The 21,388-nt window shown below is 64.0% G+C and carries 22 protein-coding genes; 16 read left to right on the forward strand and 6 right to left on the reverse strand.

Features of this window, described 5'->3' with window-relative positions:
• Window positions 1-10: 10 nt before the first annotated feature.
• The 7 genes from R3355_RS12420 (at window position 11) to R3355_RS12450 (ending at window position 7,031) form a co-directional block, all read left to right on the forward strand.
• Window positions 11-1,153, forward strand: coding sequence for an ABC transporter ATP-binding protein (locus tag R3355_RS12420; protein WP_318961460.1), 1,143 nt, complete (start codon window positions 11-13; stop codon window positions 1,151-1,153).
• A 26-nt stretch (window positions 1,154-1,179) separates the two neighbouring features.
• Complete coding sequence (locus tag R3355_RS12425; protein ID WP_318961568.1) at window positions 1,180-2,061, forward strand: ABC transporter permease subunit; 882 nt, start codon at window positions 1,180-1,182, stop codon at window positions 2,059-2,061.
• Window positions 2,058-2,957, forward strand: coding sequence for an ABC transporter permease subunit (locus tag R3355_RS12430; RefSeq protein ID WP_318948524.1), 900 nt, complete (start codon window positions 2,058-2,060; stop codon window positions 2,955-2,957). Before R3355_RS12425 ends, R3355_RS12430 begins: the two co-directional genes overlap by 4 nt.
• Before the next feature lie 249 nt (window positions 2,958-3,206).
• Window positions 3,207-5,147 (forward strand): DNA topoisomerase III, encoded by a 1,941-nt coding sequence (locus tag R3355_RS12435; RefSeq protein ID WP_318961569.1) that lies wholly within the window; start codon window positions 3,207-3,209, stop codon window positions 5,145-5,147.
• Between the two features lie 100 nt (window positions 5,148-5,247).
• On the forward strand, window positions 5,248-5,598 hold the full coding sequence (locus tag R3355_RS12440; protein WP_318961461.1) for a VOC family protein: 351 nt from the start codon (window positions 5,248-5,250) through the stop codon (window positions 5,596-5,598).
• A 106-nt stretch (window positions 5,599-5,704) separates the two neighbouring features.
• Entirely contained in the window at window positions 5,705-6,256 is a 552-nt protein-coding gene (locus R3355_RS12445; RefSeq protein ID WP_318961462.1) for a YdeI/OmpD-associated family protein, read from the forward strand.
• A gap of 490 nt (window positions 6,257-6,746) precedes the next feature.
• The gene (locus tag R3355_RS12450; protein WP_318961463.1) at window positions 6,747-7,031 is read left to right on the forward strand and encodes a hypothetical protein; all 285 of its coding nucleotides are present in this window, start codon (window positions 6,747-6,749) and stop codon (window positions 7,029-7,031) included.
• Window positions 7,032-7,177: 146 nt separating this feature from the next.
• On the opposite strand, the gene R3355_RS12455 is transcribed toward R3355_RS12450, so the two are convergent.
• The 3 genes from R3355_RS12455 to R3355_RS12465 all read right to left on the reverse strand — a co-directional run bounded on the left by R3355_RS12455 (window position 7,178) and on the right by R3355_RS12465 (window position 10,746).
• Complete coding sequence (locus R3355_RS12455) at window positions 7,178-7,498, reverse strand: hypothetical protein (protein ID WP_318961464.1); 321 nt, start codon at window positions 7,496-7,498, stop codon at window positions 7,178-7,180.
• 217 nt (window positions 7,499-7,715) lie between these two features.
• A complete protein-coding gene (locus R3355_RS12460) occupies window positions 7,716-10,097 on the reverse strand; it encodes a penicillin acylase family protein (RefSeq protein WP_318961465.1) in 2,382 nt (793 codons plus the stop codon).
• A 67-nt stretch (window positions 10,098-10,164) separates the two neighbouring features.
• Window positions 10,165-10,746 carry a DUF6436 domain-containing protein gene (locus R3355_RS12465; protein ID WP_318948518.1) on the reverse strand — a complete coding sequence of 194 codons (582 nt, stop codon included), beginning with the start codon at window positions 10,744-10,746 and terminating at the stop codon, window positions 10,165-10,167.
• 124 nt (window positions 10,747-10,870) lie between these two features.
• On the opposite strand from R3355_RS12465, the gene R3355_RS12470 reads away from it, so the two are divergent.
• On the forward strand, window positions 10,871-11,803 hold the full coding sequence (locus R3355_RS12470) for an alpha/beta hydrolase (protein ID WP_318961466.1): 933 nt from the start codon (window positions 10,871-10,873) through the stop codon (window positions 11,801-11,803).
• A gap of 123 nt (window positions 11,804-11,926) precedes the next feature.
• On the opposite strand, the gene R3355_RS12475 is transcribed toward R3355_RS12470, so the two are convergent.
• The gene (locus R3355_RS12475; RefSeq protein ID WP_318961467.1) at window positions 11,927-12,694 is read right to left on the reverse strand and encodes a hypothetical protein; all 768 of its coding nucleotides are present in this window, start codon (window positions 12,692-12,694) and stop codon (window positions 11,927-11,929) included.
• 84 nt (window positions 12,695-12,778) lie between these two features.
• On the opposite strand from R3355_RS12475, the gene R3355_RS12480 reads away from it, so the two are divergent.
• Genes R3355_RS12480 through R3355_RS12490 form a run of 3 tightly spaced genes read left to right on the forward strand, consistent with a single transcriptional unit; the run spans window position 12,779 to window position 14,439 of the window.
• Window positions 12,779-13,402, forward strand: coding sequence for a 2OG-Fe(II) oxygenase (locus R3355_RS12480; protein ID WP_318961468.1), 624 nt, complete (start codon window positions 12,779-12,781; stop codon window positions 13,400-13,402).
• A 49-nt stretch (window positions 13,403-13,451) separates the two neighbouring features.
• Complete coding sequence (locus R3355_RS12485; RefSeq protein ID WP_318961469.1) at window positions 13,452-13,967, forward strand: DUF523 domain-containing protein; 516 nt, start codon at window positions 13,452-13,454, stop codon at window positions 13,965-13,967.
• A gap of 37 nt (window positions 13,968-14,004) precedes the next feature.
• Complete coding sequence (locus tag R3355_RS12490; protein WP_318961570.1) at window positions 14,005-14,439, forward strand: DUF4399 domain-containing protein; 435 nt, start codon at window positions 14,005-14,007, stop codon at window positions 14,437-14,439.
• A 59-nt stretch (window positions 14,440-14,498) separates the two neighbouring features.
• On the opposite strand, the gene serA is transcribed toward R3355_RS12490, so the two are convergent.
• On the reverse strand, window positions 14,499-15,728 hold the full coding sequence (serA, locus tag R3355_RS12495) for a phosphoglycerate dehydrogenase (protein ID WP_318961470.1): 1,230 nt from the start codon (window positions 15,726-15,728) through the stop codon (window positions 14,499-14,501).
• Window positions 15,729-15,917: 189 nt separating this feature from the next.
• On the opposite strand from serA, the gene R3355_RS12500 reads away from it, so the two are divergent.
• The 5 genes from R3355_RS12500 (at window position 15,918) to R3355_RS12520 (ending at window position 20,939) form a co-directional block, all read left to right on the forward strand.
• The gene (locus R3355_RS12500; RefSeq protein WP_318961471.1) at window positions 15,918-17,309 is read left to right on the forward strand and encodes an FAD-binding oxidoreductase; all 1,392 of its coding nucleotides are present in this window, start codon (window positions 15,918-15,920) and stop codon (window positions 17,307-17,309) included.
• Between the two features lie 303 nt (window positions 17,310-17,612).
• On the forward strand, window positions 17,613-18,278 hold the full coding sequence (locus R3355_RS12505; protein WP_318961472.1) for a fumarylacetoacetate hydrolase family protein: 666 nt from the start codon (window positions 17,613-17,615) through the stop codon (window positions 18,276-18,278).
• A 107-nt stretch (window positions 18,279-18,385) separates the two neighbouring features.
• Window positions 18,386-19,318 (forward strand): SdiA-regulated domain-containing protein, encoded by a 933-nt coding sequence (locus tag R3355_RS12510; RefSeq protein WP_318961473.1) that lies wholly within the window; start codon window positions 18,386-18,388, stop codon window positions 19,316-19,318.
• A gap of 242 nt (window positions 19,319-19,560) precedes the next feature.
• Entirely contained in the window at window positions 19,561-19,908 is a 348-nt protein-coding gene (locus R3355_RS12515; RefSeq protein ID WP_318949185.1) for a NirD/YgiW/YdeI family stress tolerance protein, read from the forward strand.
• A 104-nt stretch (window positions 19,909-20,012) separates the two neighbouring features.
• Complete coding sequence (locus R3355_RS12520; RefSeq protein WP_318961474.1) at window positions 20,013-20,939, forward strand: SdiA-regulated domain-containing protein; 927 nt, start codon at window positions 20,013-20,015, stop codon at window positions 20,937-20,939.
• Window positions 20,940-21,010: 71 nt separating this feature from the next.
• Here the strand turns inward: R3355_RS12520 and R3355_RS12525 are convergent, their stop codons facing one another.
• Window positions 21,011-21,343: a YegP family protein gene (locus R3355_RS12525; RefSeq protein WP_318949183.1), complete on the reverse strand. Its 333-nt coding sequence runs from the start codon at window positions 21,341-21,343 to the stop codon at window positions 21,011-21,013.
• Window positions 21,344-21,388 lie beyond the last annotated feature (45 nt).

The following is a 21,388-nucleotide window of genomic DNA, read 5'->3' on the forward strand; positions in this document are numbered from 1 at the left end:
AGTTTTGGTAATGGCAGTTGCTTCCAGTGCCTATAAAAAGGTTCTTGAGGGAGATCAGCAACCGAAAGAGGTGTTGGTCAAAATCGATCGTGTGACGAAGAAGTTCGATGAAACCATCGCCGTCGACGATGTCTCTCTGACCATCAACAAAGGCGAAATATTCGCGTTGCTCGGCGGCTCGGGCTCGGGCAAGTCAACCCTGCTGCGCATGCTCGCCGGCTTCGAGCGGCCGACCGAGGGGCGCATCTACCTCGACGGCGAGGACATCACCGACCTGCCGCCCTACGAGCGGCCGATCAACATGATGTTCCAGTCCTACGCGCTGTTCCCGCACATGAGCGTGGCTGACAACATCGCCTTCGGCCTCAAGCAGGACAAGATGTCCCGGGCCGAAATCGACGCGCGGGTCGCCGAGATGCTCAAGCTGGTGCAGATGAGCCAGTACGCCAAGCGCAAGCCGCACCAGCTGTCCGGCGGCCAGCGCCAGCGTGTGGCCCTGGCCCGTTCCCTGGCCAAGAGCCCGAAGCTGCTGCTGCTCGACGAGCCGATGGGCGCGCTGGACAAGAAACTGCGTTCGCACATGCAGCTCGAGCTGGTCGAGATCATCGAGCGGGTCGGTGTGACCTGCGTGATGGTGACCCACGACCAGGAAGAGGCCATGACCATGGCCCAGCGCATCGCCATCATGCACCTCGGCTGGATCGCCCAGATCGGCAGCCCGGTGGACATCTACGAGACGCCGACCAGTCGTCTGGTCTGCGAATTCATCGGCAACGTCAACCTGTTCGACGGCCAGGTGGTCGAGGACATGGAAGGTCATGCGCTGATCGATAGCCCGGATCTGGAGCGCAACATCTACGTCGGCCACGGCGTCAGCACCTCGGTGCAGGACAAGAGCATCACCTACGCCATCCGCCCGGAGAAGCTGCTGGTCACCACCGAGCAGCCGACCTGCGAGTACAACTGGTCGCGCGGCATCGTGCACGACATCGCCTACCTCGGCGGTCATTCGGTGTTCCACGTGCAGTTGCCCAGCGGCAAGATCGTCCAGTCCTTCGTCGCCAACGCCGAACGCCGTGGCGCGCGGCCGACATGGGACGACCAGGTCTATGTGTGGTGGGAGGATGACAGCGGGGTGGCATTGCGCTCATGAACATTTCCCGAAGCATCAGCCGCCGCCTGCCCAGGGGCCGGCACTTCGTCATCGGAGTGCCCTTCATCTGGTTGTTCATGTTCTTCCTGCTGCCCTTCATCATCGTCCTGAAGATCAGCTTTGCCGAAGCCGAAGTTTCTATTCCGCCGTACACCGACGTGTACACCTGGGCGGAGGACAAGCTCTCGGTGGTGATCAACCTGGGCAACTACATCTTCCTCAGCGAGGACGATCTGTACCTGGCCGCCTACCTCGGCTCGTTGCAGATGGCCTTCTTCAGCACCCTCCTGTGTTTGCTGCTCGGCTATCCGATGGCCTATGCCATCGCCCGCGCCGACAAGGAAATGCAACTGGTGTTCCTGCTGCTGATCATGATGCCGACCTGGACGGCGATCCTGATCCGCGTGTACGCCTGGATGGGTATTCTCAGCAACAACGGCCTGCTCAACGGCTTCCTGCAGAGCATGGGGCTGATCGACACGCCGCTGCAGATCCTCAACACCAACGTCGCGGTGTATATCGGGGTTGTGTACTCGTATTTGCCGTTCATGGTGCTGCCGCTCTTCGCCAACCTGGTCAAGCACGACCAGAGCCTGCTGGAGGCTGCGGCCGACCTGGGCTCGAGCACCTACAACAGCTTCTGGAAGATCACCGTACCGCTGTCGAAGAACGGCATCATCGCCGGTTGCATGCTGGTGTTCATCCCGGTGGTCGGCGAGTTCGTGATTCCCGAACTGCTCGGCGGCCCGGAGACCCTGATGATCGGCAAGGTGCTCTGGCAGGAATTCTTCAACAACCGTGACTGGCCGGTGGCCTCCGCCCTGGCGGTGGTGATGCTGGCGATCCTGATGATCCCGATCATCCTGTTCAATCGTAACCAAGCCAAAGAGATGGAGGGTCGACCATGAGACGTTACAGTTTCTCCACCATCATGCTGTGGGTCGGCCTGCTGTTCATCTACCTGCCGATGTTGATCCTGGTGATCTACTCGTTCAACGGCTCGCGCCTGGTCACGGTATGGGGCGGCTGGTCGCTGAAGTGGTACATCGGCCTGCTCGACAACACCCAGTTGATGAGCGCAGTGATGCGCTCCCTGGAAATCGCCTGCTACACCGCGGTGGCGGCGGTGGCGCTGGGTACCCTGGCGGCCTTCGTGCTGACCCGGGTCACTCACTTCAAGGGTCGTACCCTGTTCGGTGGCCTGGTCACCGCGCCGCTGGTAATGCCCGAAGTGATCACCGGTCTGTCGTTGCTGCTGCTGTTCGTGGCCATGGCGCAACTGATCGGCTGGCCGGCCGAGCGCGGTATCCTGACCATCTGGATCGCCCACACCACCTTCTGTTCCGCCTATGTGGCGGTGGTGGTGTCATCGCGCCTGCGTGAGCTGGACCTGTCCATCGAGGAGGCGGCCATGGACCTGGGCGCCAAACCGTGGAAGGTGTTCTTCCTGATCACCATCCCGATGATTGCGCCTTCGCTGGCGGCCGGCGGCATGATGTCCTTCGCCCTGTCGCTGGACGACCTGGTTCTGGCCAGCTTCGTCTCCGGTCCCGGCTCCACCACCCTGCCGATGGAAGTGTTCTCCGCCGTGCGCCTGGGCGTGAAGCCGGAAATCAACGCCATCGCCAGCCTGATCCTGCTGGCGGTGTCGCTGATGACCTTCATCATCTGGTTCATCGCCCGCCGCGCCGAAGACAAGCGCAAGAAATCGATCCAGCAAGCCATGGACGAAACCACCGGCACCCGGGATCAACTGGGCCCGGACAGCCGCCGCGACCCGTCGCAGGTCCACGCGACTGTTTAGCTAGCGGTTTGAGTGAACGAAAAAGGGTCACTGCGGTGACCCTTTTTCGTGGGGCTTCCCTCGGGTAGGGTGCGCCGTGCGCACCGGCTACTCCCGCCGGTCGCTGCGGGCTGGCGTTGCGATAGCGTACCCGGACGGCGTCCCGTTCGCAGTGACATTAACTGTACATCCATACAGATTAAGCTTGCCTGAGCCCGCGCCACTGCGCATGCTGTGCGCCATCGCGACAAGGAATCGATGATGGCGGCCATGCGGCTCTTCCTCTGTGAAAAACCTTCCCAGGCCAAGGACATCGCCAAGGTGCTCGGGGCCACCCGACGCGGCGATGGCTGCTGGCTGGGCAGCAACCTGACGGTGACCTGGTGCATCGGTCACCTGCTGGAGACCGCACCGCCGGACGCCTATGACCCCCGCTACAAGCGCTGGGTGCTGGCCGACCTGCCGATCATCCCCGAACGCTGGAAGATGCTGGTCAAGCCCAAGACCGCCGGCCAGTTCAAGGCGGTCAAGCGCCTGCTCGGCGAGGCTGACGAACTGGTCATCGCCACCGACGCCGACCGCGAGGGTGAGATGATCGCCCGCGAGCTGGTCGAGCATTGCCGCTATCGTGGGCCGATCCAGCGCCTGTGGCTGTCGGCCCTGGACGATGCCTCGATCCGCAAGGCCCTGGCTGCGCTCAAGCCCGGCGCCGAAACCTTCAGCCTCTACCATTCGGCACTGGGCCGCTCGCGCGCCGACTGGCTGATCGGCATGAACATGAGCCGGCTGTTCACCCTGCTCGGTCAGCAGTCCGGTTACCAGGGCGTGCTGCCGGTGGGTCGGGTACAGACCCCGACCCTGCGCCTGGTGGTCGACCGCGACCGCAGCATCGCCGCCTTCGTGCCGCTGCCGTACTGGGCCATCGAGGTGCCGCTGCTGGCCGACGGCACCGCGTTCTGCGCCCAGTGGCGCGCCGCGGCAGAGGTCTGCGACGAACAGGGCCGCTGCCTCAACCAGGCGTTGGCGCAGAAGGCGGCGACGGCCATGGCCAACGCCGCCAGCGCCCGGGTGGTGAAACTGCGCACCGAGCGCATGCGCGAGGCGCCGCCCCTGCCGTTCGATCTCGGTACCCTGCAGGAAGTCTGCTCGAAGAAGCTCGGCCTCGGCGCCCAGGAAACCCTGGATATCGCCCAGGCGCTCTACGAAACCCACAAGCTGATCACCTACCCGCGCAGCGATTGCGGCTACCTGCCGCTCAGCCAGCATGGCGAGGCGCCGGCCATCCTCGCCGCCCTGGGCCGGGCCGATCCTGCTCTGGCCGGCCTGCTCGAACACTTGCAGGCGCAGCGCCGTTCGCGGGCCTGGAACGACGCCAAGGTCAGCGCCCACCACGGCATCATCCCGACCGCCGCCGCGCAGAACCTGGAACGCCTGGTCGGCAAGCCGCGGGCGGTCTATAGCCTGATTCGCGCGCGCTACCTGGCGCAGTTCCTGCCCAACCACGAATACGACCGCACCCAGGCCGACTTCGACTGCGCCGGCCAGGCCCTGCGCGCGGTCGGCAAGGTGATAGTCGAACCCGGCTGGCGCCGCGCCCTGCCCGAGGCCCTGACGCCCGCCAAAGGCCGCGAAGCGCCGGTTGCACAAGCCCTGCCGGCCCTGCGCGAAGGGCAGGACTGCACAGTGACCGGCGTAACCCTCAAGGACCTCTGGACCCAGCCACCGAAACCCTTCACCGAGGGCGACCTGATCAAGGCGATGAAGAACGTCGCCAAGCTGGTCGACGACCCGCGCCTCAAACAGAAGCTCAAGGACACCACCGGCATCGGCACCGAAGCGACCCGCGCCGGCATCATCCAGGGCCTGCTCGACCGCGGCTACCTGCTCAAGCAGGGCAAGGCCCTGGCCGCCACCCCGGCCGCATTCAGCCTGATCGACGCCGTCCCCCGCGCCATCGCCGACCCCGGCACCACGGCGATCTGGGAACAGGCGCTGGACATGGTGCAGAGTGGCGAAATGAGCCTGGACGAATTCGTCGCCAAACAGTCGGCCTGGATGAGCAAGCAGGTGCAACGCTGCGCCGGCCTGCGCCTGACCATCAGCGGCCCCGCCAGCCCGGCCGCCGCCGCGTCCTGGAAGGGCAAACGCAAGCCCGGCAAGCGCAAGGCGGCGGGGAGCAAACGGGTGGGCAAACCGGTTGAGCGGGGGTGAGCGGGGTAGGGCGGGAGTAGTCTAGCGCTCACTACCATGCGAAAACACGCCAGTCTGTTTAACCCCTGTTAGGGCGCAGGGCGGATGTCGAGGTAAAAATATGAAGGTAATGCGCATCGTATCCAACACCGAAGTCTCAGACCTCAAGCAGGCTGAGGCATTTTATCGAGACGTTTTGGGCCTTGACCTCATCATGGATCACGGGTGGTTCCAAACCTATGGTTCGGACGCGAAAATGACGGTTCAAATCGGCTTTGGATCTGAGGGAGGCTCAGGCACTTCAGTGCCGAACTTGTCGATTGAAGTCGATGATCTGGAGGCAGCATTGGCAAAAGTCGAAAAGGCGAACATCCCCATCGAGTACGGGCCGGTCAGTGAGCCTTGGGGCGTTCGGAGATTCTATGTTCGCGACCCGTTCGGCAAACTGATCAACATCTTGCAACATGAGTGAGGCGGTGCGGCGCAAACATCGTTCCGGCCGCAAAACGCGGCCGCCACTGGATTCGCCAGCGTTCGCCGTTTAGCGGAGCGTTAGGCGCATTGTGAGCTGATTCGCAATGAAACAGAGCGACACGAAGTCTCGGTTCAAAGCAAAACTGCTGCGTCCGGCCACGTCGGGCGGCGTTACTCTGTGGGCTTTTGTAATTTTGCCCGAGAGCGCGAGCGCAAAGCTTCCTAGGCGGGGCAGGACGACGGTAGAGGGCCGCATCAACGGTCATGGTTTCCGGGCCACGCTCGAGCCGGATGGCCAATTGGGCCATTGGCTGCGGGTTGACGAGGGCCTACTCGAAATCGCCGGCGTGAACATGGGCGACATTGTCACGTTTGAGATCATGCCAGTGGCGCAAGAACCAGAACCTGAGATGCCCTCCGACCTGCAAGAAGCCCTGGCGGCTGCTCCCGAGGCTCGAGCCGTTTGGGACGATACAACCACCATCGCACGCCTGGACTGGATACATTGGATTACTTCCGCCAAGCAGTCCAAGACCCGGGCGAAACGGGTTATTGATGCGTGTGACATGCTTGCTTCTGGAAAGCGGCGGGTTTGCTGTTTCGATCCTTCCGGCTACTACAGCAAAGCCTTCAGCGCGCCCAAAGCGGCAGATTAGGGCGATCGTTTTTTGTGTTTTGACAGGAGTATTCGGGGGGCATGATTAACGCTTGAACCTGCGTAGTCGATAGTCGCCTGTCTCCTAATGTCCTGCGCGGGATATCTGCCTCCGGAGTTTACTTCTGGCGAACCCGGCCCACCCGCGGTGGTCTAAAAAACGATGGGATCGCGACCGATCAAGGCTTCTCGCCCGGGTTGAGCCAATAGCCGTTGAGGCTGAAACAGCGGATACGGCTAGGGAAACGGCATCTCCAACCTTGCAGTGGTTCATGCGGCTAATCCTTGGCGTGTTCATCCGGTCGGTGATGGTGCGAATCCAGACAAGGGTAAGGTCGCCCAGGCTTTTGCATGTGTGGAAGACGGTCGCATGACCTGCAGATGAAGCTCCGCTATGGAGCCTGTCTCACCGGTCGCCTGTATTCGTCTGCCTCATATGCCTTCGCGTGATGCTTGCCCTGCACCGCACTCACTGCCAAGGAACTTCACTTATGGTTACTCACTACAAGGTTGCCGGACATCTCGCCTGCGGCAGCCATGGCGACAATCTCCCCGCCACCACCGACCTTGCCCGGGTTAAATGTCGCAACTGCCGTGGCACCGATGCGTTCAAGGAGGCCCGGAGAGAGGCGCGCAACGCGGCGCGCAGAGCCGCGCGCAAAGCCAAGGTCGCCCACGCCGCGAATGACTGGCGCGCAGCCTGGCTGGAGAAACTTACCAACCTGCCGGGGCTGCAGCGACTGCCAAGGGGCTTCAGCGGCCAGCCCTATGTCTAGCCACACGCAACGGTATTGACCGGGATCCCGGGCTGCTGCGTGCTGCGCGAGTTGCCCACGGATCGCTGGATGATTTTTGACGTGCGCTTCGAACCGACCTCTGCCGATTATCAGTGGCAGAGGCTGACTCAGGCCTGCGGGTTGCCTCAGAGCGATGCGCTGCGTCGAATGTAGCCAAGCTTCTCTTCCGACAGGCCCGCCAGTTGCGCCTCCTGGGCGCGTCCTTCACGAATCAGCTGGCCGAACACGAAGAGCAGCTGCGAGTACCTATAGTCGTATTTGCGGTCGATCTCGCGCCGCTTGCGCTCCAGGTACTCCTCGATCGGCCACATTTCGTGTGGCTCCGTGATGGCGGCAGCTTTTGCTTTGAAATCGGCCATGATCTCGGCCAGCTCAGCTGTGAGCGCCGCCTCGAACACGCGGTGGGCGAGCTTTTTCTCGGCGGCGGACCACTTGAGGTTGTGCATGGGTGCTCCTGACAGGCGCGCTGGGCCTGTGTGGAATACGGAATACTCGGGGCGGGTCGCACTATTGCTCCTGCCCCGGCTTCAGTTCGATTAAAGCCCTCACTGCCCGGCGGTTCAATCCGGTCCGCGTCCTTGCGCCGGAATATCCAGGGGTCTTGGTTCGACTCGGCTGCTTGTCCTGCGCCTCAGGCCCCGCAGGAATCCCCGGCGCCTTGACCTAGCGTGCCGGCAACAGCGTCAGGGTGCTGCGGGTATGAGTCGCCACATCCGCTTCGCTCAGATGCTGCGGCTGGTACTGGCCGGCGATGTAGGCGGCGGCCTGGTCGCTGAAGTGGGCGTCGAAGGGCACGCCGCTCTGGCCGAGTGGGTTGCTGCCCAGGGCTGTGCTGGCGTCGGCGAGGTCGATCAGGCGCCGGGTCGAGGGGCCGTAGAGCACCGGCCAGGGCGCCGGGCCGATACGGTGCGACAGGTTGTTCGGGGTTTCGTGGCTGCCGGGAGCGGCGAAGGGGCCGACGTTGAACAGCTGATCGAGCGGCTGTTGCTGGCCCAGCGGGTGGCTGTGGGTGAGGGTGTGGGTGTTGGCCCAGGTCCAGGCGCTCGGGTCCGCGCCGAAGTTGTCCTGCAGGTGCTGCAGGCTGGCGCGCCAGGCGGCGGCGACCGTATCCGCGCGGCTTTCCACGGCCGGGGTGGTGCGGTCGTCCCACCAGGGTGAGGCGGCATCGGCGCTCAGGCGCGGCAGGGCGGCGTCCAGCACGCGGGTCGACAGCAGGTTGTCGAACTGGGCGGCGCCCAGGTCATCGGCCATGGCCCGTTCACTGAGCTGATAGAGCAATTGGTTGAACAGGGTGGCGGCGCTCGAGTCGAGGTCATGGTCGCCGTTCCAGGTGGCCAGTTGCTCGACCAGGGCGCGCTCTTGCGCGGTCGTCGCGGCGCGGCGCAGTTCCCCGAGGATCGGCGCCAGCAGGCGCAGGGCATAGCCGTTGCCGGGGTCGAGTTGCAGCGCCTGGCTGTTGTTCAGGTCCCACTTCACGCGGTTGTCGGCCAGGCGCTGGTCGAGGCGCTGGCCGCGATCGGCGAGGTTGTAGTAGCCAGGTATCTCGATGCCGCTGGTCGCCTGCGGCTGGTAGTTGGCCGAGACTATGTAGCCGCGCGCCGGGTTTTCTTCCTGAGGGTTGGCGCTGAAAGGGTGGAAACCGTGCTTCTCGGCTTCGCCATTGGCGCCGTCGAGGATGAAGCCCGGGTTGACCCCGGCCGGGCGGCGCGCCAGCTTGGCCGCGGCCCACCAGCCGATGTCGCCGCTGGCATTGGCCCAGACCACGTTGAGCCCCGGTGCTTCGATCTTCTCCACGGCGGCGCGGGCCTTGTCCAGGCTGTCGGCGCGGTTGAGCTGGTAGAAACCGTCGAGGATCGGGTTGTCGGTTTGCAGAAAGGCCCACCACATGGCAATGGGCGTGGCGCCGACGCGGTTACCCAGGGCGTCGTTGATCAGCGGGCCGTGGGGCGAGTGGCGCAGGGTCAGGGTGACGGGCGCGCCATCCTTGACTGCGATCACCTCCTCGCGACTGTGCAGGTCGACCCATTGACCGCGGTGCCGGACCTGGTTGGGGTTGTCCGGGTTGAGGGTTTCGGCGATCAGGTCGAGGTCGTCGTTCTGGAACATGGTCAGGCTCCAGGCGAAGTCGCGGTTGTGGCCCAGGGAGGCGAGCGGATTGAGCGCCTGGTGATGGCCGTACAGCTCGAAGCCGGGATAGCTCAGGTGCGCCTCGTACCACACCGCCGGCACGGCGAAGCGGATGTGCGGGTCGCCGGCCAGCAGCGGTTTGCCGCTGGCGGTGCGGCTGCCGGACACCGCCCAGGCATTGCTGCCCTCGAACTGCGGCAGACCGGCATCCTCCAGCGCGGCCTGGCTGAGCCGGGCGATGGCGTTGAGGTCCTGCCAGTCGCCGGCCGCCAGGGGCTGGCCGACCACGCCCCGGGGGTGCCAGTCGAGGTCGAAGATCTTCAGGTATGCGGCGCCCAGTTGGTCGCGCACATGGGTCAGCAGCGGCTCGGTGCGCAGGGCGGCGGCGAAGCTGTAGGCCATGTAACCGGCGACGCTGATGGTGTCGGCCACACTGAACGGCCGCTTCTGGATGCCCAGCAGGTCGAACTCCAGCGGCGCCGGGTGGCTGGCCTGGAACTGGTTGATGCCGTCCAGGTAGGCCAGCAGGGCCTGACTCGCTGGGCGCTGCAGGTCCAGCTTCTGTGCGTAGGCGTCGGCATAGGCGCGGATGCCCAGGGTGCGGAACAGCCGGTCGGTGTCGATCAGTTTGGCGCCGAGCACTTCGGCCAGCTCGCCACGGGCCAGACGGCGCAGCATCTCCATCTGGAACAGCCGATCCTGGGCATGCACGAAGCCGAGGGCGCGGTACATATCGGCCTCATGCGCGGCCTGGATATGCGGCACGCCGCGCTCGTCGTAGCGCACCGTGACCGGCGCCTGCAGGCCACCGAGCGCCAGCTCGCCGCCACGCCGCGGCTGCTTGCTGTCGACGTGCCAGGCGCCGCCGATGGCGACGGCAGCGAGGAGCAGCACGAGGAGGATGAGGCTGCGTTTCACGAAATTTTCCTTGGTAAGGCGGCGCCCGCCAGAGCGGGTTGCGCCATCATGTAGTTGCTGCGCGGCATCAGTCGCCAGGCTCCGTTGGCCACTGGCAGAAGCAGCCCACCGCCATGGTATTGCTGGCGTTGACCGGACGTCCGGCGTTCAGGGCTTCGAGGATCGGTTCGATGAAGCTGTTGCTCGAGTTGCAGGTGAGGCCTTCGCTGTAGGGGCCGAAATAGGCCAGTTGACCCTGCTGGTCCCAGATCGCCACCGCCGGGCTGGCCGGTATGCCGGCGCTGCCGGGGAGCGGGGCGAGGGCCTGCATGGCGCTCAGGGTGGCCGGTAGTTGCCCCTTGCTGCCAGGCTTCTGCACGGCATGGAAGCTTACGCCCAGGGGGCCGAAATGCTCGATCAGTTCGGCCAGGTGTTGCTGGTTGCCGACGTTGCACGGGCAGGCCGGGTCCCAGAAATGCACCAGGCGAATCGGTCCGGGGCCGGCCAGTTCGGCGGGCAGGCGCAGTTCGGCGCCGGCGAACAGCGCGGCTTGCTGGTCGAAGCTGCGCACATAGCGCGCCTCGAACCACCAGAAGGCGGCGAGCATGGCGGCTATCCAGAGCAGTGCGACGAGGCTGACGAGCAGGGTCTTGCGGCTGGGGCGGGACATGGCACGATCGGCAGGTAAACGGACGCATAGCTTGCCATGACCTGCCGGGCAGCAGAATATCTTTAACCGGCCGTGTGGTTGCCTATGCCTCGCGGGAAGTCCGCCTGATTTGATGGAAAGCTTTATGCCAGAACGTTTTCAGCCCGCCGACCTGGTCGCCAACCTGCGACCCTTGGCCGCAGCGACGGCGACCCTGCCGCATGAGCAGGCGTACCGGCGTTTCTACGGTTTCGAGGGGCTACCGACCGAGGGCAGTCTGCTGGGCTATTTTCAGGTCGGCGCTTACCGGATTGCCGCCCAGGTCTGGTGGCCGCGGGAGCCGCGGGGCACCTTGCTGTTGCTGCATGGCTATTACGATCACAGCGGCCTGTTTCGTCACGTGATCGAGTGGGCGCTCGGCATGGGGTTTGCCGTGCTGGCGGTCGACTTGCCGGGACACGGCCTGTCCAGCGGTGCGCGCGCCAGCATTGACGACTTCGCCGAGTATCAGCTGGTGCTGCAGGGCGCGCTGGAGCAGGCCGCAGCCCTCGATTTGCCGCAGCCCTGGCACCTGTGTGGGCAAAGCACCGGCGGTGCCATCCTGATCGACTACCTGTTGACCGGCAACCCCGCGCCCGAGGTGGGCGAAGCGATTCTGCTGGCGCCGCTGGTGCGTCCGCGGGCCTGGGCCTGGTCGCAGTTGAGCTATCGCCTGTTGAAGCCCTTTGTCCGCGAGATTCCGCGGCGCTTCAGCGACAACTCGAGCGACCCCGAGTTTATCGACTTCGTCCACAACCGCGACCCGTTGCAGGCGCGCAGCCTGCCAACCGCCTGGGTCGGCGCCTTGAGTCAGTGGGTGCCACGGATCGAGGGCGCGCGCCGCAGCACGCGCAGCCCGCTGATCGTCCAGGGCGAAGCGGACATGACCGTGGACTGGCCGCACAACCTGGAAATCTTGCAGGACAAGTTCGCCGCGCCGGAGATTTTGCGTCTGGCCGAGGCGCGCCATCACCTGGCCAACGAATCACCGGCCCTGCGCCAGCGCTATTTCGACTTTCTCCGCGAGCGTCTGGCCTGATCGGTCGGCTGGGCGTAGCTCCGTAGGTTGGGTTAGCGGCGCATGCAGCTGTTTGGCAGGTGCCACCGCTGTCGAGCGCCGGGTAACCCAGCGCAACGTCATCGGCCGCGGCGTGAGATCCCGTCAGATCCCCTGGGGTGGCGGCGCCAGGTTGGCGGTGCTCTGGCCTACTGCCAGGCCGGCGCGGATTGCCGCCAGGGCCGCCTGGTAGTAGGCCTGGCCTTCTGTCGATTGGGCGAAGCTGACGAATTCCTCCAGCTCCGGGTCGGACAGTTCGCGGTAGACGTGCAGCAGGGTGTTGTCCAGATCCGCGCCGATCTGCTCCATCAGGCGCTGGCGCTGGGTGTTGAGCAAACTCTGTGCACTATCGCCGCCGAACAGGCCGGGGAGCATCTGACTGAGGCTGTCGGCAGCGACCCCGGCCAGGGCCAGGCTGACTTCGGCGCCGGCCTCCTTGGCCGGCAGCGCCTGGGCCAGGTGGCGGATCAGCAAACGACGGGTGGCGCTGGCTTCGATACGCGGCAAACCATCGGTATACAGTGCCAGCTGGTCGCGGCGGGTGGAGCGTTGCTCGGCGGCGACCACCTTGCGCCCCAGTTCCGACTGGAAAAACTGCAGGGCGGGCTGCGGGTCGACGAGGTTTTGCCGCAGGCTCTGCTGGGCGCGTTGGTCGATCGCCAGCGGGGCAAAGCGCTGGTTGCTGTTGTTCACCAGCGCCTCATACACCGCTGGCGGCAGGCTGCTGCGATAGCGCGCCTGCGCGGCGCTCAGGGCATCGTTGAAATGCACGCGTTGCTGTGGCCAGCCGGCTGCCTGATAAAGCTGGATTTGCGCATCTGCCAGGCTCGGCAGGCTGAGGAACAACAGTAAAACGATGGATAAGACGCGCATACAGACTCCTGTCTAGGGCGACTATTTTCGATGGCTTGGCGGCGCTTGTCGAGGCATAGCCTGCAGGCTGATAGAATCGCCGGCATGCCTATTTCAACCGATTCCGCACCGTTAAAACGCATCGTCGACGATCTGGCCGAGCAAGGCTGGTCGTTGCAGCCCGTGTTCGCTCCTCAGACTCTGACCCTCGAACTGGCCGATGAGTGCCGCAAACGTGCCGCACAGGGTGATTTAACCCCCGCCAGCATCGGCCGTGGCGCTGGCCAGGAGGTACGCGAAGGGGTGCGTGGCGACCGTATTCAATGGCTGGATACCGGCTTGTCGCCGGCTTGCGACCACTATCTGGCGCTGATGGACGGGCTGCGTCAGGCGCTCAATCGTGAGCTCTATCTGGGCCTGGACGATTACGAGTGCCATTTCGCTCTGTATCCGCCCGGCGCCTTCTATCAGAAACATCTCGATCGCTTCCGCGATGACGACCGCCGTGCGGTGTCGGCCGTGTTCTATCTCAACCCGGATTGGCAGCCCGAGCAAGGTGGCGTTTTGCGCCTGTACCTGGCAGACGAGACGACGCGCGATGTGCAGCCGCAGGCCGGCAGCCTGCTGGTGTTCCTTTCCGCCGACATGCCCCATGAAGTGCTGCCGGCCAGCCGTGAGCGCTTGTCGCTGACCGGCTGGTTCCGGCGCCGCGGCGACGGCCCGTTGTAGAGCAAGTGGTAGCAGGCTGTGCCCTTCAAGCCACGGCCCCGGAGGATATATGCAGAAGATTCTGGTCAGTCGCTGTCTGCTCGGCCACCGCGTGCGTTATGACGGCGGCGCCCACGGCCCCTTCGCTCTGCTCCAGCGCTGGCAGGCGGAGGGCCGGGTGGTGGCGCTCTGCCCGGAAGTCGCCGGCGGCTTGCCAACGCCACGGCCGGCGGCGGAAATCCCCTCAGGCCAGGGCGCGCAGGTGCTCGACGGCCGGCTGCCGGTGCTGACCATCGAGGGCGAGGACGTCACGGCGGCCTTTGTCGCCGGCGCCGAACAGGCCCTGGCCCTGGTCCGCCAGCACGGCATCCGCCTGGCGCTGCTCAAGGCGCGCAGCCCGTCGTGCGGCAATCTGGAAAACTACGACGGTAGTTTCACCGGCCGCAAGGTTGCAGGTGAGGGCGTGACGGCGGCCCTGCTCAAGCGTGCGGGCGTGCAGGTGTTCAGCGAGGAGCAGTTGCCCGCTGCCGCGTTGGCCCTGGCGAGGCTGGAAAGCGCCGACGGTGGAACGATCAAGTCAGGCTAAGGTCGACTTCAGGGACTTTTTACCTGAGGGATCTACGATGAAAGCATTACGGACTGGCTTCGGACTTGTTGCTGCGCTGTTAAGCGCCCCAGGCTTTACCCTGGCGGCCGTGCCGTACACTGCAGCGCCCGTCGGAGCGGCGGTTTACTTTATCGAGCCTGCCGACGGCGCTACGGTCGGCCAGACGTTCACCGTCAAGTTCGGCCTCAAGGGCATGGGGGTGGCGCCGGCAGGTATTGACGCGCCGGCCACTGGGCATCATCACCTGCTGATTGACCTGGAGGATGCCCCGGCGATGAGTCAGCCGCTGGCGATGACCGACAGCCTGCGGCATTTTGGTAAGGGCCAGACCGAGACCGAGCTCAGCCTGCCGCCTGGCACACACACCTTGCAGTTGCTGGTGGGCGACAAGAACCATGTGCCGCTTGCCCCGCCGGTGATCTCGAAGAAAATCACGGTGACCGTGCAATAACATCGCAGGTATGAAAAAGGGAGGCCAAATGGCCTCCCTTTTTCGTTACCGGGCAGCGTTTAGAACAGCACGCGGCTACGGATGGTGCCGTTGACCTGTTGCAACTTCTCCAGCGCCAGGTCGGAGTAGTCGGCGTCGACGTCGATCACCACGTAGCCGACCTTGTCGTTGGTCTGCAGGAACTGGCCGGAGATGTTGATGCCGTTTTCGGCGAACACCTTGTTGATCTCGCTCATCACGCCCGGCACGTTCTGGTGGATGTGCAGCAGGCGGTGCTTGCCCGGGTGCGCCGGCAGGGCGACTTCGGGGAAGTTGACCGAGGACACCGAGGTGCCGTTGTCGCTGTACTTGACCAGTTTTTCCGCCACTTCCAGGCCGATATTGGCCTGGGCTTCGGCGGTGGAGCCGCCGATGTGCGGAGTCAGGATCACTCGATCCAGGCCACGCAGCGGGCTTTCGAACTCTTCGTCGTTGGACTTGGGCTCGACCGGGAACACGTCGATGGCTGCGCCGATCAGGTGTTCGTCCTTGATCGCGGCGGCCAGGTGATCAAGTTCGACCACGGTGCCGCGGGCGGCGTTGATCAGGATGCCGCCCTTCTTCATGGCGCGGATTTCCTTCTCGCCGATCATCCACTGGGTCGACGGCAGTTCCGGCACGTGCAGCGAGATGATGTCGCACAGGCCCAGCAGGTCGTGCAGCTTGGCGATCTGGGTGGCGTTGCCCAGCGGCAGCTTGGTCACGGTGTCGTAGAAGAACACCTGCATGCCGAGGGCTTCGGCGAGTACCGAAAGCTGGGTGCCGATCGAGCCGTAGCCGACGATGCCGAGCTTCTTGCCGCGGATCTCGAAGGAGTTGGCCGCCGACTTGATCCAGCCGCCACGGTGGCAGGCGGCGTTCTTCTCCGGAATACCGCGCAGCAGCAGGATGGCCTGGGCCAATACCAGCTCGGCCACCGAACGGGTGTTCGAGTAGGGTGCGTTGAAGACCGCGATACCGCGCTCGCGGGCGGCGTCCAGGTTGACCTGGTTGGTACCGATGCAGAAGCAGCCGACGGCGACCAGCTTGTTCGCGCAGTCGAAGACATCGGCGGTCAGCTGGGTGCGTGAGCGAATGCCGATGAAGTGCGCGTCGGCGATCTTTTCTTTCAGCTCACCGTCGGACAGTGCGCCCTTGTGGTACTCGATGTTGGTGTAGCCGGCAGCCTTCAGGGTGTCCACGGCATTCTGGTGGACGCCTTCGAGAAGAAGGAACTTGATCTTGCTCTTGTCGAGAGAGGTCTTGCTCATCGGAGTACCTGTTGTCCCACAAATAGTGATCAGGGAAAGGGCCAGCGGCGTTGCTGACGGGGCCCCGCAGATCGGCGCGGGAGCACGATTAACGGGGGGCGTATGCTAGCATAAGCGCCCCGCGAAACACCCACCCCTGGCAGATGAAGCGTGCTCAGGGTGACCATGAATCGTTTGAGAGTTCCGTAGATGACCAACCCTGCGCTGATCGAAGAGCTGAAGACCCTGGTTGAGCCCGGCAAGGTGCTGACCGATGCCGATTCCCTCAACGCCTACGGCAAGGATTGGACCAAGCATTTCGCCCCGGCCCCTTGCGCCATCGTCTTTCCCAAGAGCATCGAGCAGGTTCAGGCCATCGTCCGCTGGGCCAACCAGCATCGGGTCGCCCTGGTGCCCTCGGGCGGGCGCACCGGGCTGTCGGCCGCCGCCGTTGCGGCCAACGGCGAAGTGGTGGTGGCCTTCGACTATATGAACCAGATTCTCGCCTTCAACGAGTTCGACCGCAGCGTGGCCTGCCAGCCCGGCGTGGTGACCAAGCAGTTGCAGCTGTTCGCCGAAGAACAGGGGCTGTATTACCCGGTGGATTTCGCCTCCAGCGGCTCTAGCCAGTTGGGTGGCAATATCGGCACCAATGCCGGTGGGATCAAGGTGATTCGCTACGGCATGACCCGCAACTGGGTCGCCGGCCTCAAGGTCGTCACCGGCACCGGCGAACTGCTGGAGCTGAACAAGGACCTGATCAAGAACGCCACCGGCTACGACCTGCGCCAGTTGTTCATCGGCGCCGAAGGTACGCTGGGCTTCGTGGTGGAAGCGACCATGCGCCTCGACCGCGCGCCGCAGAACCTCACCGCCATGGTCCTCGGCGCGGCCGATTTCGACTCGATCATGCCGGTGCTGCACGCCTTCCAGAACAAGCTCGACCTGACCGCCTTCGAGTTCTTCTCCGACAAGGCCCTGGCCAAGGTCATGGCCCGCGGCGACGTGCCGGCACCGTTCGAGACCGAGTGCCCGTTCTATGCGCTGCTGGAATTCGAAGCGACCAGCGAGGCGGTGGCCGAAGCGGCCCTGGCCACCTTCGAGCATTGCGTCGAGCAGGGCTGGGTGCTCGATGGGGTAATGAGCCAGAGCGAGCAGCAGTTGCAGAACCTGTGGAAGCTGCGCGAATACATCTCCGAGACCATCAGCCACTGGACCCCGTATAAGAACGACATCTCGGTCACGGTATCGAAAGTGCCGGCCTTCCTCCACGATATCGACGCCATCGTCGGCGAACACTACCCGGACTTCGAGATCGTCTGGTTCGGCCACATCGGCGACGGCAACCTGCACCTGAATATCCTCAAGCCGGAGGATCTGTCCAAGGACGAGTTCTTCGCCAAGTGCGCCACGGTCAACCAGTGGGTGTTCGAGACCGTGCAGAAGTACAACGGCTCGATCAGCGCCGAACACGGCGTCGGCATGACCAAGCGCGATTACCTGCATTACAGTCGCTCCGAGGCGGAGATCGGCTATATGAAGGCGATCAAGGCGGTGTTCGATCCGAACGGGATCATGAACCCTGGCAAAATCTTTCCCTGAAAGCTGCTGCGGGCTTCGCGCACCATGCTGCGTTGGCGCAGCCGGAAAAATGCTCATTGGCAGCAGCGAACTCCGCTTTTTTCCGGATATGCCGCCTTGCCTGGCCTTCGCTCGTAAGGCTTCAGGCATGTAGGGTGGAAAACCGCGCAGCGTTTTCCACCATTGCTCTATTCAGGAGTCGCCCATGAGTTACCAGATCGTAGGGCGGGTGCAACCCGCCACCTGACAACGGCGGGTTGCACCCGCCCTACACGGCACGCTCCCACAAAGAGCCGCGCACCGCATTCCCATAAGGAGTTTGTGATGAGTTACCAGCACCAGTATGTCGACGGCACCCATATCCACTTTCCAATGGGCAAGGTGGTGTGCATCGGCCGTAACTACGCCGAGCACGCCAAGGAACTGAACAACCCGGTGCCCAGCGAGCCGCTGCTGTTCATCAAGGCCGGCAGCTGTGTGGTGCCGCTGGATGATGGCTTCGCCATTCCCGCCGAGCGTGGTGCGGTGCATTACGAGGCGGAGATCGCCGTGCTGATCGGCAAGCCGTTGTCGCGCACACCGAATGCCGAAGAAGTCATGGACGCCATTTCCGGCTTCGCCCCGGCCCTCGACCTGACCCTGCGCGACCTGCAGGCCAAGCTCAAGGAGAAGGGCTACCCCTGGGAAATCGCCAAGTCCTTCGACGGTGCCTGCGTGCTGGCGCCTTTCGTGCCGGGCGATGCGGTGGAGGATCTGTGCGACATCGGCATTCGCCTCTCGATCAACGGCGAAGTGCGTCAGGATGGCAACAGCCGCGACATGCTCAACCCGATCCTGCCGATGATCCAGCACATCGCCGGTCACTTCAGCCTGCAACCGGGCGATGTGATCCTCACCGGCACGCCGGTCGGGGTCGGGCCGTTGCACAAGGGTGACGAGCTGGTGCTGGAGCTGGTCGGCCACTCATGCTTCGCCAGCCGCGTGCTGTAACCGGCTAGGCTAGTCGTGTACGGGGCTCCTGGAGGCGCCCCCATCGGTAATCGAACCTTAAGCTTTGGTCGCTAGTCTGCCGGCCATGGTTTTCCCGAGTCGTGCCGATGCCTGCCAAACGCTTTCGTTTCATGCGCCCGCTCCATTTGCTCCTGCTATCCCTGGTCGTTGCCACGGCGCTGCTGGTCGACATTCTGCGCCTGGATGAACGCGCCTGGTTCTGGCTCGAGGAAGGTCGGCGCAGTGTTGCCGAACAGCAGGCGAGCATCTGGCTGCCGGGCTATCGAGTGGTCGTGCAGGGCAGGGCACTGGCCGGTCTGGAGCGGGACGAAACCTCAGGGCTGACCTATAACCCCGCCAGCGACACCCTGTTCGCCGTCACCGGCAAGAACCCGCAACTGGTCGAGTTGTCGCTGGCCGGCGAGGTGCTGCGGCGTATCCCGCTCAGCGGCTTTTCCGATCCAGAGGGTGTCGAGGTCATTTCCGGCGGGCGTCTGGCGATCATCGACGAGCGTCGGCGCAGCTTGACGGCAGTCAGAATAGACGCCGACACGCGGAGCCTGGATGCCGGGGATTACCCGTCGTTCGACCTGGGCTTTGCCGACTCCGGCAACAAGGGCTTCGAGGGCATTGCCTGGGACTCGCTCAATCAGCGTGTGTTGCTCGGCAAGGAGCGCGGTCCGTTGGGGCTGTTCAGCTTGCCGTTTCCCGGCGAGGACGGCGCCGCCGGTACGCTGCAGGCGTTGCCCTCGAAGCGCGCGTTCGTGCGTGATATATCGTCGTTGAGTTTCGATGCGCGTACCGGTCACTCCCTGGTGCTTTCCGACGAGTCGCGTCTGCTCCTGGAGCTGGATGCCCAGGGCCAGCCGGTCAGCTTCATCAGCCTGATCGGCGGTCTCAACGGTCTGCACCAGAGCATCAAGCAGGCCGAAGGCGTGACCATGGATGCGGCAGGCAATATCTACATCGTCGGCGAACCCAACCTGCTCTATGTGTTCAGCAAGGAGGCGCCGGTGGTGCTGCCCGAGCAGGTCGATTAGGCGCCCCGGCGCCCTCGAACAACCCGCAATTCGTGTCACTCGCCGCAGGCTGTGCAGCGTGGTTCATCGGCACCGCGCAACTTCGGCAGGCTGTCGCTGCGAACGGATCGGCGCATTGAAGTGGCCGAGCTGCGAGGGCGCGCGCGGGGTGCCGGTTAAGTTTGGCTTCAGCCCGGATTAAGCCTGGCTTCAGCCATGCTCGCTATTCTGCCCGAGTCATTTACCGATTAGCGAGATACGCCATGAAGCGTTGCACACTTGTTCTGCTGCTTGCCCCACTGTTCTCCGCCGCTGCCTTGGCCGAAGGTTATACCGGCCCCGGTGCCATCACTCAGGTCAGCACGGTGGCTGCTGCGCTGGACGCGGCCGACGATACCCCGGTTGTCTTGCAGGGCCAGATCGTCAAGCGCCTGCAAGACGAACTCTACGAGTTCAAGGATGCCACCGGCACCCTCCAGGTTGAAATCGACAATGAGGATTGGCCGGCGCAGGCTGTATCCGAAAAGGCCATGGTCAAACTGACCGGCGAGGTCGATCGTGACCTGACCAGCCGCGAAATCGATGTCGATATCGTCGAACTGATTAACTGAAAACCAGCCGCGCCGTGCGGCCGACCCGCACAACCACGCCAGCCCGGGGCTTCTGCTTCGGGCTGGCGTGGTTGTGCGCTGAGCAATCTGTGAGTGAAAACGCGATGCGCCCTATGGTTACCCTCAAACGTCTGGCTCTGGGGTTGTTGCTGGCGGTGCTGCTGGTGCTGGGTCTGCTGGCCCAGGACTACCGTCTGTTCGAGCGCGCCTGGTTCAATGCGCAGCAATGGCGACATGTGGCGCAATGGCAGGATAACTCGATCTGGCTGACGGATTACCGGGTGGCGATCGAGGCGCAGCCGATCATCGGCCTGGATGACGATGTCTCGGCGCTGACCTACGACCCGGATCGGCGCAGCCTGTTTACCGTCACCAACCAGAACTCGGAATTGATCGAACTGTCGCTCGACGGTCGCGTCCTGCGCCGGGTCAAGCTGATCGGTTTTGGCGATGCCGAGGCGGTCGAATACATCAGTCGCGGCCTTTATGTGATCACCGACGAGCGCCGACAGCGCCTGATCAAGGTGCGCCTGGACGAGGACACCCGCGAGCTCGACGCGGCCAACGCCCAGCAACTGTCGCTGGGCATAGAGCTGAGCGGCAACAAGGGCTTCGAGGGGTTGGCTTACGACTCGCTCGGCCAGCGCCTGTTTGTCGCCAAGGAGCGCGATCCGCTGCGGATCTACGAGATACATGGCTTTCCGCACAGCGATCCGGGTCAGCCGTTTGCCGTGCATGTGCTGGACGACCTGACGCGCGACGCCGGGCTGTTCGTGCGCGACCTGTCCAGCTTGCAGTACGACCAGCGCACCGGGCATCTGCTGGCTTTGTCCGATGAGTCGCGCCTGGTGCTGGAGCTGAACGTCGCCGGCAAGCCGATCAGCAGCCTGTCGCTGCTGGCCGGGCAGCAGGGGCTCAAGGCCTCGGTGCCGCAGGCGGAAGGGGTGGCCATGGACCACGACGGCAACCTGTACCTGATCAGCGAGCCGAATCTGTTCTATCTGTTCAAGAAGAACGCTGAGAGGCTGTGAAAAACACTCGCTACGGCGCTCGATATTTTCACAACCTCTGAGTGATTACCCGGCCTTCGCCTGCCGGGACCTCAGCTTTCGTCGTGCAGAGTCGCCGTCGGCGCATTCTTCTTCACCGACTCGACGCCGTTCTGGCAGCTGGCTTCGCTGGCATATAGCTGGCTCTGGCCGACTACCTGGCCATTGGTGGCTTTGAGCACGAAGTGAAACTTGCCGCTGGCTGCGGGTTTGACCTCGAAGGCACCCTCGCGCTGCGCGTTTTTCTGCACCGATTCGATGCCGTTGAGGGCCGAGGGTTTGCTCTTGTACAGCTCGCTGGTGAGAATGATCTCGCCGTTGCCGGCGAGCAGGTTGAAGTGAAACTGACCGTCCTTGGCTGTCTTCAGGTGAAATTTGCTGGCCATGCTGAGCTCCTGAACCTGGGGGGTACCCCAGCAAGCCTAGCTCTG

This window comes from Pseudomonas sp. (assembly GCF_033723075.1).
GTDB lineage: Bacteria > Pseudomonadota > Gammaproteobacteria > Pseudomonadales > Pseudomonadaceae > Aquipseudomonas.

Bases quoted from the DNA above. Each gene is read 5' to 3' on its own strand.
- R3355_RS12420 (WP_318961460.1), top strand. From the start codon at position 11: ATGGCAGTTGCTTCCAGTGCCTATAAAAAGGTTCTTGAGGGAGATCAG.
- R3355_RS12430 (WP_318948524.1), top strand. From the start codon at position 2,058: ATGAGACGTTACAGTTTCTCCACCATCATGCTGTGGGTCGGCCTGCTG.
- R3355_RS12435 (WP_318961569.1), top strand. From the start codon at position 3,207: ATGCGGCTCTTCCTCTGTGAAAAACCTTCCCAGGCCAAGGACATCGCC.
- R3355_RS12440 (WP_318961461.1), top strand. From the start codon at position 5,248: ATGAAGGTAATGCGCATCGTATCCAACACCGAAGTCTCAGACCTCAAG.
- R3355_RS12445 (WP_318961462.1), top strand. From the start codon at position 5,705: ATGAAACAGAGCGACACGAAGTCTCGGTTCAAAGCAAAACTGCTGCGT.
- R3355_RS12450 (WP_318961463.1), top strand. From the start codon at position 6,747: ATGGTTACTCACTACAAGGTTGCCGGACATCTCGCCTGCGGCAGCCAT.
- R3355_RS12455 (WP_318961464.1), bottom strand. From the start codon at position 7,498: ATGCACAACCTCAAGTGGTCCGCCGCCGAGAAAAAGCTCGCCCACCGC.
- R3355_RS12465 (WP_318948518.1), bottom strand. From the start codon at position 10,746: ATGTCCCGCCCCAGCCGCAAGACCCTGCTCGTCAGCCTCGTCGCACTG.
- R3355_RS12470 (WP_318961466.1), top strand. From the start codon at position 10,871: ATGCCAGAACGTTTTCAGCCCGCCGACCTGGTCGCCAACCTGCGACCC.
- R3355_RS12475 (WP_318961467.1), bottom strand. From the start codon at position 12,694: ATGCGCGTCTTATCCATCGTTTTACTGTTGTTCCTCAGCCTGCCGAGC.
- R3355_RS12480 (WP_318961468.1), top strand. From the start codon at position 12,779: ATGCCTATTTCAACCGATTCCGCACCGTTAAAACGCATCGTCGACGAT.
- R3355_RS12485 (WP_318961469.1), top strand. From the start codon at position 13,452: ATGCAGAAGATTCTGGTCAGTCGCTGTCTGCTCGGCCACCGCGTGCGT.
- R3355_RS12490 (WP_318961570.1), top strand. From the start codon at position 14,005: ATGAAAGCATTACGGACTGGCTTCGGACTTGTTGCTGCGCTGTTAAGC.
- serA (WP_318961470.1), bottom strand. From the start codon at position 15,728: ATGAGCAAGACCTCTCTCGACAAGAGCAAGATCAAGTTCCTTCTTCTC.
- R3355_RS12500 (WP_318961471.1), top strand. From the start codon at position 15,918: ATGACCAACCCTGCGCTGATCGAAGAGCTGAAGACCCTGGTTGAGCCC.
- R3355_RS12505 (WP_318961472.1), top strand. From the start codon at position 17,613: ATGAGTTACCAGCACCAGTATGTCGACGGCACCCATATCCACTTTCCA.
- R3355_RS12510 (WP_318961473.1), top strand. From the start codon at position 18,386: ATGCCTGCCAAACGCTTTCGTTTCATGCGCCCGCTCCATTTGCTCCTG.
- R3355_RS12515 (WP_318949185.1), top strand. From the start codon at position 19,561: ATGAAGCGTTGCACACTTGTTCTGCTGCTTGCCCCACTGTTCTCCGCC.
- R3355_RS12520 (WP_318961474.1), top strand. From the start codon at position 20,013: ATGCGCCCTATGGTTACCCTCAAACGTCTGGCTCTGGGGTTGTTGCTG.
- R3355_RS12525 (WP_318949183.1), bottom strand. From the start codon at position 21,343: ATGGCCAGCAAATTTCACCTGAAGACAGCCAAGGACGGTCAGTTTCAC.